The sequence below is a fragment of the Hydrogenobacter sp. T-8 genome (genome assembly GCF_011006175.1).
GTDB classification, from domain to species: Bacteria; Aquificota; Aquificia; order Aquificales; family Aquificaceae; genus Pampinifervens; species Pampinifervens florentissimum.
Genome location: NZ_CP048795.1, coordinates 150315 through 162108, shown reverse-complemented (window position 1 = coordinate 162108; position 11794 = coordinate 150315). Strand labels below are relative to the sequence as shown.

Here is an 11794-nt window from a genome sequence, read left to right as displayed (position 1 = left end):
ATAAAAGCTATGAGATTATTCTTGGCTTTGTTTTTGAGCCTTTCCCTTTCCCTTGCAAAGGACTTTTGCATAAAAGAGGTGGAAAACCCCTATGCGGAGGTTTACCTAAGCTACGCTTTCAGAAAGAGTCTTGAAAGGGCGGTGTTAGAGTCGGGAAACAGGCTTAGGTGTGGAGATGGGGCTCAGGAAATAAAGCCATATATAGAATTACTAAAGGAAACGCCCATAGCCTTTACTCCTCAACAAAGGGTTAGTGCCTACAACTTAGAGCTAAAGGTTGGTTTAACTGTGGGTGAGGTAAAAAAGGTTTTTTCAACCTCTGTCCCATACTCGCAACCCACAGGAGGTGTAGGTGACCTTCCAAGGAGAGGGGCTATTCAGGATGCCTTTGGTATAATCTACATAGACATGCTTGAGTTTATAAAAGAGCTTGAAGAGAAAAGATGAAGTGCCCGAGATGCGTTGATGTGGAACTTTTGGAAGTCAACAAGTATGGTGTTTTGGTGGATGTTTGCCCTGTTTGTGGTGGCATATGGCTTGACAAGGGTGAGCTTTCTAAGATAATTCAGGCAATACAAAGGGCAGAAAGTGCCCTTGACGAGGAGCTAAGGGGAATAACAAGAGAGCACCCTGAAATCTACAGAAGATACGAAGAATACAAGCACAAAAAGAAGAAAAAGTCCATCTTTGGCGAGATATTTGATATATTTGACTGATGGAAGACCTTAGGTTTATGAAAAGGGCTTTAGAACTTGCATATTTGCGTAAGGGTCTTACACATCCTAACCCCACTGTTGGCTGTGTAATAGTAAAAGATGGACAGGTGGTGGGAGAGGGTTATCATGAAAGGGCTGGCATGCCTCATGCGGAGGTGGTCGCTCTTGAAAGGGCAGGGGAGAAGGCAAAGGGGGCAACCCTCTATGTGACCCTTGAGCCTTGCACCCATTATGGTAGGACTCCACCTTGCACGGACGCCATTATAAGGGCAGGGTTAAAAAGGTTGGTGATTGCCACCCTTGACCCAAACCCACTTGTATCTGGAAAGGGTGTGGAAAGGTTAAGAAAAGCAGGCATAGAGGTGGAGGTGGGACTTCTTGAAGAGGAAGCCAAAAGGCTCAACGAGGATTTCTTTGTTTATATCACCCAGAAAAGACCTTACATAACCTTGAAGTGGGCTCAGAGCATAGATGGGTCTTTGGCACTAAAGACTGGAGAAAGCCAATGGATAACCTCACAGCAGGCAAGAAACTTTGCACACCGCCTTAGGGCAGAGGCAACCGCAGTGCTTGTGGGTATAAACACCCTCTTGAGGGACAATCCAAGACTTACCATAAGAGCCTTTGAGTGGGAAAGACAGCCCATAAGGATAGTGCTTGACCCACAGCTGAAGATTCCAGAGGAGTGCCACCTTGTGGAAGACCACTCCGCTCAAACTCTTGTATTTACCATAAGCGAGAACAAGGAGAAGGTCAAAAGACTTGAAGACAAGGGGGTCAAAGTTATCCTTGCACCAGCCAAAGATAAAAGCCTGGACCTGAGGGAGGTTTTGAGAGAGCTTTACTTTTTAGAGGTGATGCATCTTCTTGTAGAGGGTGGTGCTATTACCTTGACCTCTTTCATAAAAGAGGGTCTTTTTGACCGCCTTTGGGTTTTCTTGGGTCCCATTCTCATTGGAGAGGGTAAAAGGATAGGAGATATAGGGGTGGAGCTTTTGAGGGATGCACCAAGGCTAAAACTTAGGGATGTAAAAACCTTTGGCGATGACGTGGCTTTAGAATATATAAGGTCATGAAAATACTTTTCTTTGGCACTCCCGAGTTTGCCTTGCCATCCTTAAAAGCTCTGCACCAAGAGTTTGAACTTTTGGGAGTGGTTTGCCAACCAGACAAACCTGCAGGCAGAGGTCAAAAGCTCACGCCACCACCTACAAAAGTGCTTGCCAAAGAGCTTGGCATAGAGGTTTTTCAGCCAGAGAAGAAAAGTCAAATAATGCCCATAGTGGAAAGGCTAAAGCCAGACTGTATAGTGGTGGTCGCTTATGGCAAAATACTCCCACCAGAAGTCATAAACTACCCAACCTATGGCTGTATAAACCTGCATGCAAGCCTACTTCCAGCCTATAGAGGCTCTGCACCCATTCAAAGAGCTATCATGGCTGGGGAAAAGATAACAGGAAACACAGTCATGCTTATGGATGAGGGGATGGACACAGGAGATATTCTCTCTCAGGAAAAAGAGCCCATCCACTTAGAGGATAACCTAAAGACCCTTTCGGAAAGGCTCTCCCAGAAGGGGGCAAGCCTTTTGGTAAGGACCTTAAGGGAATGGTTTAAGGGCAATATAAAACCCATACCACAAGACCACAGCAAGGCACTTTATGCACCGCCGGTGCAAAAGGAAGAGCTAAGAATATGCTGGAAAGCGGATGCAGAAAGCGTAAGAAACAGAATAAGAGGCTTATACCCAGACTGCTATGCCTTGACAGAAAAAGGCGAAAGGATTAAAGTCCTTAGGGTCAAAACTGTGGAAGCTCAAGGAAACCCAGGAGAGGTTCTTGATAGGAAAAAACTCTTAGTTGCCTGTGGAAAGGGTGCGGTTGAGGTGCTTGAGCTTGTATCTCCAAAGGGAAAGGTTATGAGTGGAGAGGAGTTTTTGAGGGGGTATAAGGTGGAAAAGTTCGCTTAAGCTCATCCGAAAAGTTCCCTTTTTTTATCCTCTGGTAGCCTCCTCAAGTATTGGTTCAAATAGTAGTAGTCTGGTTCGCTCTTTTGAGCCCTGGTTCTTATTTGAAACTGTGGGTCATTTGGATCTTCAAAATTGAAAAGTATAAGACCTATTCCAAATAGAATGCAGAGCGATTCAAGCCTACTTATAGCTTCCTGCCCCGCTTGCTCTGGGATAGCCACGTACACCTTGTGGCTAAAGAGCTTATAGCTACAAGCCTGACCGAATGCTGTTATAAGAGAGGCAGTGTCAATTGCAATTTTAATTTCTGCGGTTATAAGCTCAGGAGGTGGCTTTATAGGGTCGATATCAGAAAACCTATATACACCAATCACGTCAGGCGTCCCCCACTTGTCTTGAAAGATGTTTCCTCCAAGAGGAACAGCCTTCGTGCATTCGCTTAGCTCTTCTACCAGATAATTAGCAAAAGGCTGGTAAAAGTCCTCCTCTCTATTTTTAGGTTTATATACGATTTGCTTACTTCTCGTTTGTTTATCATTCCACACATACAGTCCCTTCTCTGGCATAGATACTCTTTTCTCTACACCTTTTTGTATTCCCTGTCTAAGCCTGTGCAATGCGTTTTCTATGGTTTTAGGGTTAGCTTCTGGTAGTCTCTTTGATATTTCTCTTTTTAATTCAGAATACCTTATCCCACTCTCAAAGTATTTTATCACTTGCAAAGCAACGTTATATATTTCTCGTATTCGCCCTTCTCTTACCATTTTGTGATTCATATTGATTATACCATCATTCAACTCCAAGTCTTTCCAAAAACCTCCAGAGGCACATTAGGCTCTGGATTAATATCCTCTGGTGCGGTTATGCCCCTTTTAAACCTTTCCTTCCCTGCATAGGCTATCATCTGAGCGTTATCGGTAGAAAGCCTCGGATGAGGTATATGAAGTTCAAAGCCAAACCTTTCTGAGAGTTCTAAAAAGCGTCTTCTTAGCTCTGAATTTGCGGACACGCCACCCACTATCACAAGCCTTCTTACACCAGTTTTCTCCATCGCCAAAAGTGCCTTTCTTTCCAAAATGTCCATCACAGCCTTTTGAAAAGAAGCGGAGAGGTCTTCTTTTGAATACTCCTGAGTATCTACAAGCCTTCTTACCGCAGTCTTTAAACCACTAAAGGACATGTTAAGAGTATCCTCTTCTATCATAGGTCTTGGAAGGTTGTAGATAGGTTTACCCTCTTTGGCAAGCCTGTCAATTATGGGACCACCCGGATATCCAAGTCCCATGAGCTTTGCCACCTTGTCGTAGCTTTCTCCCACCGCATCGTCAAGGGTTCCACCAAGAAAAAGGTATCTGCCAAAGTTTTCCACAAGGTATAGGTCTGTATGCCCTCCAGAGACTATAAGAGCGAGAAAGGGATAGCTTACTGGCTTTTCAAGAAAAACGGAGTATATATGCCCTTCCAGATGGTGGACTGGGACAAGGGGTTTCCTTAAGGCGTAAGCCAAAGCCTTGGCAAAGCTCACACCTACCACCAAAGAGAGGATAAGTCCAGGTGTAAGAGTAAAGGAGATAAAGTCTATCTTTTTTAGGTCAAAACTCGTCTCTTTCAAGAGTCTGTCCAGAAGGGGTAGAAGGTTTTTCGTGTGTTCCCTTGCAGAAAGTTCAGGCACTACTCCACCGTAAGGAAAATGCACCTTTGCTTGAGAAAGTATTATGTCTCCTATTACTCCTTCTTGGTCGGAGTATATACAAAGTGCGGTCTCATCACAGGAGGTTTCAACCGCCAGTGTGTGCATATCCCTTATGACCGGATTTGATTATTTCTATAGCCCTCTTTAGCTGTGGGTCAAGCTCTGGCTCAACTATAACGCCAGTTACACCCTGAAGCCTTTTTTGCCTTATGGTTTCTTGTAGCTTTTCTTCTTGCTCTTCCGAAACTTTAACCTCCACATCTGGCTGTATACCTTTTTTGTCTATGAGCCTTCCTAAGGGTGTGTAGTAGTGGGCTACTGTTAGCTTTATGGCGGAGCCATCCTCAAGAGGTATTATGTTTTGCACAGACGCCTTTCCAAAGCTCCTTTCACCTACAAGTATAGCCCTTTTGTGGTCTTGTAGTGCACCCGCCACTATCTCTGACGCACTGGCTGAACCCTTGTTTATGAGGACAACAAGAGGAACGCTTTCTGGAAGCACCGGCTTTTTCCTTGAAAAGTATCTTGTCACCTCTCCGTTTTTTGTTTTTGTATAGACCACGAGCTTGCCTTCTTTTAGAAAGACCTCAGAGACATTTATGGCTTCTGTTAGAAGCCCACCGGGGTCGTTTCTAAGGTCAAGCACTATCCCCTTTACACCTTGGGATATTAAACTTCTCACTGCCCTTTCCACATCTCTACCTGCACCTTCTGTAAACTGAGAGAGCCTTATGTATCCCACATCCTGAACCTTTGTCCATTTGACGCTTTCAACCTTTATAACCGCCCTTTCAAGCTCAACCTTTATAGGTTTGTCCACTCCCTTTCTCATTATAGTTAGAGTTACTTTGGTTCCTGGCTTGCCCCTTATCTTTCTTACCACGTCCATCAAGTTCATGTTGGAGGTGTCTTCGCCATCTATTTCAATAATTAGGTCACCAGACTTTATGCCTGCCCTATAGGCTGGCGTGCCTTCTATGGGTGATATAACTATGGGTCTTCCCTTATCCATACCTATTTCTATACCCACACCGCCAAACTCCCCTTCTGTTTCCTGCCTGAATTCTTTGTACTGCTCTGGAGTAAAGAAGGCAGAAAAGGGATCAAGGGATTTGAGCATTCCGTTAAGAGCCCCGTATATAAGCTCCTTTGTATTGACTTCCCCTACATAATTTTCCTTGACAGTGCGAAACACATCGGTAAACATCCTAAAGTATCTGTATTCGTCTTCTTGCTTGCTACCTTGAGATGCACCTGCACTTCCCAGTAAGAAACCCACAACGAATGTCGCAAAAAAGAGACCAAAGAGCTTAAACCTACTCATCTTCATTTTTCCTCCGTTTTGATAAATATAGTCTTAATATCCCTAAGGTAAAACCCTGCCTCACCAGCTTGCGAGTTCCCTTTGCAGTATGTGTTTGCTGGTATAAAGTAGTCTTTTGATGGACCGTCCTTAAAGGAAAGCCTGACCTTCAACTGTGGTCCATCTTGACTGAGAACTTCAATAGACCTGAGGCTTGGAAAGTTAACCGCATATTCTACCTTCCCTTCTCTAACTCTTAAGTGGTTCCTACCGTTGCATACAAGACCTCTAAGACTGTGCTTCAAGCCATCCCTGTCTTCAAGCTCCACCCTTAGCTTGCTATCCTTGACCGGCTCTGCCATAGAGAGCAGAAAGGGTATGAGAAATAGCCACCTTCTCATAACTCTAAATTATACCTTCCTCTTCATCCTTATGAAGTTTGTAAATCAAGCTGTCTGTAAGAGCTATCCAGGACGCTTCTATTATATTTTCTGAGACCCCCACAGTCCCCCATTTTCTTCTTCCATCTGTGGACTCTATAAGGACTCTAACCTTTGCAGAAGTGCCCTCTGACTCGTTTACTATCCTAACCTTATAGTCTATAAGCTGAACCTCTTTAAGGCTTGGATAGAACTCCTCAAGGGCTTTTCTAAGGGCTCTATCAAGGGCACTTACTGGTCCATTACCTAAGGCTGCGGTATGCTGTTTTATGTCTTCTATAAAGAGCCTGACCGTTGCTTCGGACACTGGCAGGTTATCTGTGCTTCTCTTAGCTATTAGAACCCTATAAGCATCAAGGTTAAAGTAGTCTCTTACGAGACCGAAATGCCTTTTGCATAAGAGCTCAAAGGAAGCCTCCGCCGCTTCAAAGTGGTATCCTTCCTTCTCAAGTTCCTTTATCTTCTCAACGAGTTTTAAAAGCTCAGGAGACCTCTCTTCTACTTCAATGCCCATCTCTCTAAGTTTGTATAGGATATTGCTTTTGCCCGATAGGTCTGATACTGTAACCTTTCTCCTGTTTCCCACAAGGGCAGGGTCTATGTGCTCGTAGGTGCTTGCATGCTTGAGAACCGCAGAGGCGTGCACTCCTGCCTTGTGGGCAAAGGCACTTTCACCCACATAGGGCATATTCTTTGGAAGGGGCATGTTGGATATTTCTGAGATAAAATGGCTCAGCTCTGTTAGTTTCCTTAGGCTTTCCTCTCGCACAGCGGAAAAACCCATCTTTAGTTGAAGATTTGGAATTATGGAACAGAGGTTTGCGTTGCCTGTCCTTTCTCCAATACCGTTTATAGTGCCGTGCACTTGTCTTGCACCTGCCAAAACCGCCATAAGGGAATTGGCAACACCTGTCTCGGAGTCATTGTGGGCGTGTATGCCTATCTTGGCTGTGGGGAAGGTTTCCTTTACCTTTTTGGTTATCTCGTAAACTTCGTGAGGCAAACAACCTCCGTTGGTATCACATAGCACAAGCCAGTCCGCACCCCCTTCAAGGGCAGATTTTAAAACCTCAAGGGCATACCCGGGGTTGTGCTTGTATCCATCAAAGAAGTGCTCCGCATCAAAGATAACCTCTTCCACGTGGTCTTTAAGGAGCCTTACAGAGTCGTAGACCATGGAGAGGTTTTCTTCAAGGGTAGTCTTTAATGCTTCTGTTACGTGAAAATCCCAGCTTTTGCCAAAGATGGTTATAACCCTTGCACCAGACTTTATAAGGTTTTCTAACTGTGGGTCCTCCTCTGCTTTCTTTGTAGGTCTTCTGGTAGAGCCAAAGGCTACCACCTTTGAGTGTTGAGGTTTGTATTTTCTTAACCTTTCAAAAAGTATAGTATCCTTTGGGTTTGCACCGGGCCATCCACACTCTATGTAGTCTATACCAAACTCATCCAACTTCTGGAATATACGCAGTTTGTCTTCAAGGGAAAAGTTCACACCTTCCGCTTGGGAACCATCTCTCAAAGTGGTGTCATAGATGAAAACCTTTTCCATGATATAAAATATATCACTTCCTAAGCCTGATTTTTCTGGGTTGCTCCTTGCTCATCCTTCTAAGCTCTTCAAAGCTCACGGTAAAACTCTCCTCCACGGAGCTCAGCACCTTAAAACTTTCTTGAAAAGCCCTTTCAAGGTCATAAGCTCTGAAATTCTTTATGTAGTCCGGTAGAAGGTGATATTCACCTTTTTGGAGGGCTTCCAACATTTCCATAGCCTGGGGGGAGAGCTTTAAATTCTCAAGGTCTACACCTTCAAAACCAAACTTGTAGAGCCCAGCGAGGAGAACCGCTTCATGATAGCTAAGGTCTATTTTTTCCTTCTTTGACCTTAGCTCCACCTTAGGAATTCTATCCTGAAGGCTTGTAATGGGAAGACCGGTTATCTTTGAAACTTCCTTGAGGAGTTCAAACCTCCTAACACCATCCGGTATAAAGCCACAAAAGTAAATTAGGTCCTCAAAGGCTTCACGATTGCCCTTTTTTATCTCTTCAAGCAGGGACTCCTCCACAGATACAGAGGAGCTAAGCATCTCCCTCAATAGTTTTGAGTCCTTTCTCACAAAGGAGTCTGGGTCTTCCCCTTCTGGAAGGTATACAACCCTTACTTCTATCTTAGCCCTTAGAAGATGTGGCACAGAAGACCGTATCGCCCTCCTACCAGCCTGGTCTCCGTCATAAAGAAGTATGACAGTTCTCGCCATTTTAGAAAGCACGTGGGCATGGTCTTCTGTAAGTGCTGTGCCAAGAGGTGCGGTGCAATTCCTTATACCCTCTTGCCAAAGGCTCATAAGGTCAAAGTAGCCTTCTACAATAATTACCTGCTGGGATTCCCTTATGTATTCCTTTGCTTCAAAAAGACCAAAGAGGGTTGACCTTTTTTTGAAAACCTCGGACTCTGGAGAGTTCACATACTTAGGATGACTTCCATCAAGACTTCTGCCTCCAAAAGCTACTACATTGCCCTTTATATCCCTTATGGGGATTATTAGTCTGTTTCTGAAAAGGTCCTTGTATACGCTTTCGTCAATTTTTATAAGGTTTGAGCTTTTTTCATAAACTTCAAGAAGACCCTCTTCTTTAAGTAGCCTTATCATATTTTCTGTGTTCCCTGCAAAGCCAAGCTGGAATTTGCTTATGGTCTTTGAGTTTATACCTCTACTTTGTAAGTATTGGATAGCTACTTCGCTGTTTTTCAATTCCTCATGATAAAACTCCGCAACCCTTTGGAAAGCCAGAAGAAGTTGGCTGTCCTTTTCCTTTCTTTTAAGGTTTATCTTTATACCATACCTCTTTGCTAATTTCTCAAGGGCTTCCCAGTAGTCTATGTTTTCATACAGGCTCACAAACTTAACCGCATCGCCTCCCACACCACAGCCAAAGCACTTAAAGATACCCTTTGAAGGTGATACATAAAAGGAAGGCGTGTCATCAGGATGGAAAGGACACCTTGCGGTGTAGTTGTTACCCACCCTTTTTAGCTCTATGTAAGAGGAGATCACATCCACGATGTCAATCTTTCCAAGAAGCTCTTTGTAGGAGGGCATGGAGTTAAATTATATTCATCCATGCTCAAAAGGATAGCCCTCACCAGAAGCAAGGAGGATATACAAAAGGATAGACCCATCTTTGAAAGAGCTGGCTTTCAAGTCTTGGAATTACCTCTCATTGAAGAAGAGTTTCTTGACTTTGAGCCTCCAAAGGAGAGCTTTGACTTTGTAGTCTTTCAAAGCCCAAGGGCGGTAAAGGCATTCCTTTCTAAGTTTAGGCTCAAAGGGGAGAAGATAGTGGTGGTAGGTGAAAAGACTAAAAAGACGGTAGAAGAGCATGGCTACAAGGTCTGGGCTATGCCAGAGAACTACTATGGAGAAGAGCTTTTGAAAATATTTAGGGGTTTTAAGGGAAAGGTGCTTGTGCCACGGTCTGCCATAGGAAGAGAGGAAGTAATGGAAGGTTTAAAGGCTCTCGGTTTTGAGGTGCATGCTTTAGATGTATACACCATAAAGCCAAAGTTATACCAAAAGGAAGAGCTCATTAGTAAGCTCTCCACTGCGGACGCTATAGTTTTCGCAAGTCCTTCTGCGGTCAAGGGTCTTCTTGCAAACTTGCAAAAGGAAGAAGTCATAATCCTTTTAGAACCCATAAAAGTGGTATGCATTGGCAAAACTACAAAGGCTTTCTTTGAGAAGGAAATAGGGCTAAAGTGCCTTACTCCTGATAAGCCTTCTATTGAAAGGGTGGTGGAGCTCCTAAGAGGTTTGGCATAAATTTTGCATAAGGTATTATGAAGATGAAACAGAAAACTATTCTGAAAGATGTAGAGTTTGAAGACATTGGTATCCATAGCGGTGAGGTTTCAAGAATAGTTCTCCATCCAGAGGGCGAAAACACGGGCATAAGGTTTCTTGTAAAAGGGACATACATACCCGCCAATTACAGATATGTGCAAGGTACAGACCATGCCACCGTGCTTGGAAAGGATGGTGTAAAGGTTAGCACGGTAGAGCATCTGCTTGCGGTTCTTTATATGTTAGGTGTGGACAACCTTACAATTGAGTTCATAAAAGGACATGAAGTCCCTATACTTGACGGGAGCGGTTATTACTTTTATAAAACCTTGAAAAACTTAACCCTTGAGCTTGAGGAAAAGGCAAGGTTTTTGGAGATAAAAGAGTCTTTTGAGGTCAGAAACTGTAGGGGATATATACAGGCAAAACCCTACGAAGGCTTTTGTGCGTCATACAAAGGCTATGTAAAGGGTATCCTTGAGGAAGGCATCGCTCAATACTGTGGAAATGCAAAAGAGGTGGTCTTTGCAAGGACCTTTTGCTACGACAGGGATGTGGAGCTTCTGCTCCAGAATGGGCTTGCAAAGGGTGGGAGTTTAAAGAACGCAGTGGTTATAGGTGATGGTTTTGTCTACAACCCAGAGGGCATGAGGTCAAAGGACGAGCCTATAAGGCATAAACTCTTGGACCTTATCGGAGACCTTAGCTTACTGGGCTTTAGGCTAAAGGGCAAGGTTTTTTCCTATCTTGGCGGACATAAGCTAAACTATGAGTTCGTAAAAAGCCTTGCGGAGAGCTCTCTTTCTACAAGCCTTATATCTTCTTCCGTGTCTACTCCATGATAGTAGTTTTTGGTAAGAATTACCTTTATGCTGTAGCCTGCCTCTAAAAGGCGGAGCTGTTCAAGGTTTTCTAAGGTCTCCAGTGTGCTTTTCTGCAAGGTGGTAAACTCCAAAAGGGTTTGCTTTCTGTAAGCGTAAATGCCTACATGCTTTAGCGGATAGAGGTCTGAAGAAGTTTTCATGTATGGTATGGGAGACCTTGAGAAATATAGGGCGGTGTGGTCTTGACGTAGGACTACCTTTACCGAGTTGGGGTCTTTGTAGGCATGTGGGTCCTTTATGGCAAGGGTGGCCACAGGGTGGTCCTCAAGGGCGTGGAAAAGTCTCTGGATGTCTTCCTCGTATACAAAGGGCTCATCACCTTGATAGTTAATTACGCAGTCTACCTTCTCATCTCTTATCACATAGGCAACTCTGTCGCTTCCAGAGGGTAGGTCAGAGGGTGTAAACTTTACCTCCACAGGAAGGTCTTTTACCACTTCGTATATTCTCTCGCTGTCTGTAGCCAAGATTACCCTCTCCTTAGTCTTCAAACAGCCTTCCACTACCCATCTTATTAATGGTTTGCCAAGTATGGAAATAAGAGGCTTTTCCCTTAGCCTTGTGGAGCTAAGTCTTGCGGGTATTACAATAAGTTTTTTCATTGCAGTGATAGGTAAACAACTATAAGCAATAATAAAAGGATAAGCATAATAAGAGCTATAAGCAGTTTTCTATAACTACTTAGCTCTTGTGATAGGGAGGATATTATCTGGTCTTTGTTTCTTGAAACTTGCTCTATGTTTCCTATATATTCTGTCAGCTTTTCAACCTTTTCCTTGAGGGAACTTTTTTCCATTTCAAGTCTATATATCTTTTCGTGCATTGAGTTATTTTCAAACCTTAGGTTCTCCAGTTCTTTCCTGCACTTTTCAAGCTCCTCAACATACTCCCTGAATTTATCGTATTGTTCTTGCATGATACAAGATTATAATTCTCAAATTTAACACAGT

At 43.7% G+C, this 11794-nt stretch carries 14 protein-coding genes; 6 read left to right on the top strand and 8 right to left on the bottom strand.

Annotated features, from left to right (window positions below; genetic code table 11):
• Positions 1-9 precede the first annotated feature (9 nt).
• From G3M65_RS00945 to fmt, 4 genes are read left to right on the top strand one after another with little or no spacing between them, the layout of a single operon-like run.
• Positions 10-447 carry a hypothetical protein gene (locus G3M65_RS00945; protein ID WP_173832708.1) on the top strand — a complete coding sequence of 146 codons (438 nt, stop codon included), beginning with the start codon at positions 10-12 and terminating at the stop codon, positions 445-447.
• Entirely contained in the window at positions 444-716 is a 273-nt protein-coding gene (locus G3M65_RS00940) for a TFIIB-type zinc ribbon-containing protein (RefSeq protein ID WP_173832707.1), read from the top strand. The genes G3M65_RS00945 and G3M65_RS00940 overlap by 4 nt, the downstream gene beginning before the upstream one ends.
• Positions 716-1792, top strand: coding sequence for a bifunctional diaminohydroxyphosphoribosylaminopyrimidine deaminase/5-amino-6-(5-phosphoribosylamino)uracil reductase RibD (gene ribD, locus G3M65_RS00935; RefSeq protein ID WP_173832706.1), 1077 nt, complete (start codon positions 716-718; stop codon positions 1790-1792). The genes G3M65_RS00940 and ribD overlap by 1 nt, the downstream gene beginning before the upstream one ends.
• Complete coding sequence (gene fmt, locus G3M65_RS00930) at positions 1789-2685, top strand: methionyl-tRNA formyltransferase (RefSeq protein WP_173832705.1); 897 nt, start codon at positions 1789-1791, stop codon at positions 2683-2685. Before ribD ends, fmt begins: the two co-directional genes overlap by 4 nt.
• Positions 2686-2687: 2 nt before the next feature.
• Here the strand turns inward: fmt and G3M65_RS00925 are convergent, their stop codons facing one another.
• From G3M65_RS00925 to dnaG, 6 genes are read right to left on the bottom strand one after another with little or no spacing between them, the layout of a single operon-like run.
• A complete protein-coding gene (locus G3M65_RS00925; protein ID WP_254426282.1) occupies positions 2688-3482 on the bottom strand; it encodes a hypothetical protein in 795 nt (264 codons plus the stop codon).
• Entirely contained in the window at positions 3479-4483 is a 1005-nt protein-coding gene (tsaD, locus tag G3M65_RS00920) for a tRNA (adenosine(37)-N6)-threonylcarbamoyltransferase complex transferase subunit TsaD (RefSeq protein ID WP_173832704.1), read from the bottom strand. Before tsaD ends, G3M65_RS00925 begins: the two co-directional genes overlap by 4 nt.
• Positions 4464-5702, bottom strand: coding sequence for a S41 family peptidase (locus G3M65_RS00915; protein WP_173832703.1), 1239 nt, complete (start codon positions 5700-5702; stop codon positions 4464-4466). The genes tsaD and G3M65_RS00915 overlap by 20 nt, the downstream gene beginning before the upstream one ends.
• A gap of 2 nt (positions 5703-5704) precedes the next feature.
• Positions 5705-6082, bottom strand: coding sequence for a hypothetical protein (locus tag G3M65_RS00910; RefSeq protein ID WP_173832702.1), 378 nt, complete (start codon positions 6080-6082; stop codon positions 5705-5707).
• A 4-nt stretch (positions 6083-6086) separates the two neighbouring features.
• The gene (gene cimA / locus G3M65_RS00905) at positions 6087-7670 is read right to left on the bottom strand and encodes a citramalate synthase (protein ID WP_173832701.1); all 1584 of its coding nucleotides are present in this window, start codon (positions 7668-7670) and stop codon (positions 6087-6089) included.
• Between the two features lie 13 nt (positions 7671-7683).
• Entirely contained in the window at positions 7684-9219 is a 1536-nt protein-coding gene (dnaG, locus tag G3M65_RS00900; protein ID WP_173832700.1) for a DNA primase, read from the bottom strand.
• Between the two features lie 21 nt (positions 9220-9240).
• Between dnaG and G3M65_RS00895 the strand changes: the two genes are divergently transcribed.
• Together G3M65_RS00895 and lpxC are read left to right on the top strand one after the other, a co-directional pair.
• Complete coding sequence (locus tag G3M65_RS00895; protein ID WP_173832699.1) at positions 9241-9939, top strand: uroporphyrinogen-III synthase; 699 nt, start codon at positions 9241-9243, stop codon at positions 9937-9939.
• A 23-nt stretch (positions 9940-9962) separates the two neighbouring features.
• Entirely contained in the window at positions 9963-10802 is an 840-nt protein-coding gene (gene lpxC / locus G3M65_RS00890; RefSeq protein ID WP_173832698.1) for a UDP-3-O-acyl-N-acetylglucosamine deacetylase, read from the top strand.
• Here lpxC and kdsB read toward each other — a convergent pair.
• Positions 10727-11446, bottom strand: a complete 720-nt coding sequence (gene kdsB, locus G3M65_RS00885; protein ID WP_173832697.1) for a 3-deoxy-manno-octulosonate cytidylyltransferase — start codon at positions 11444-11446, stop codon at positions 10727-10729. The genes lpxC and kdsB overlap by 76 nt on opposite strands.
• Positions 11443-11760: a hypothetical protein gene (locus tag G3M65_RS00880; protein WP_173832696.1), complete on the bottom strand. Its 318-nt coding sequence runs from the start codon at positions 11758-11760 to the stop codon at positions 11443-11445. Before G3M65_RS00880 ends, kdsB begins: the two co-directional genes overlap by 4 nt.
• Positions 11761-11794 lie beyond the last annotated feature (34 nt).

Excerpts from the sequence above, each read along its gene's own strand:
- dnaG (WP_173832700.1), bottom strand. The coding sequence starts at position 9,219 with ATGCCCTCCTACAAAGAGCTTCTTGGAAAGATTGACATCGTGGATGTG.
- G3M65_RS00880 (WP_173832696.1), bottom strand. The coding sequence starts at position 11,760 with ATGCAAGAACAATACGATAAATTCAGGGAGTATGTTGAGGAGCTTGAA.
- cimA (WP_173832701.1), bottom strand. The coding sequence starts at position 7,670 with ATGGAAAAGGTTTTCATCTATGACACCACTTTGAGAGATGGTTCCCAA.
- G3M65_RS00940 (WP_173832707.1), top strand. The coding sequence starts at position 444 with ATGAAGTGCCCGAGATGCGTTGATGTGGAACTTTTGGAAGTCAACAAG.
- G3M65_RS00895 (WP_173832699.1), top strand. The coding sequence starts at position 9,241 with ATGCTCAAAAGGATAGCCCTCACCAGAAGCAAGGAGGATATACAAAAG.
- ribD (WP_173832706.1), top strand. The coding sequence starts at position 716 with ATGGAAGACCTTAGGTTTATGAAAAGGGCTTTAGAACTTGCATATTTG.
- kdsB (WP_173832697.1), bottom strand. The coding sequence starts at position 11,446 with ATGAAAAAACTTATTGTAATACCCGCAAGACTTAGCTCCACAAGGCTA.
- lpxC (WP_173832698.1), top strand. The coding sequence starts at position 9,963 with ATGAAACAGAAAACTATTCTGAAAGATGTAGAGTTTGAAGACATTGGT.
- fmt (WP_173832705.1), top strand. The coding sequence starts at position 1,789 with ATGAAAATACTTTTCTTTGGCACTCCCGAGTTTGCCTTGCCATCCTTA.
- G3M65_RS00945 (WP_173832708.1), top strand. The coding sequence starts at position 10 with ATGAGATTATTCTTGGCTTTGTTTTTGAGCCTTTCCCTTTCCCTTGCA.
- G3M65_RS00910 (WP_173832702.1), bottom strand. The coding sequence starts at position 6,082 with ATGAGAAGGTGGCTATTTCTCATACCCTTTCTGCTCTCTATGGCAGAG.
- G3M65_RS00915 (WP_173832703.1), bottom strand. The coding sequence starts at position 5,702 with ATGAGTAGGTTTAAGCTCTTTGGTCTCTTTTTTGCGACATTCGTTGTG.
- tsaD (WP_173832704.1), bottom strand. The coding sequence starts at position 4,483 with ATGCACACACTGGCGGTTGAAACCTCCTGTGATGAGACCGCACTTTGT.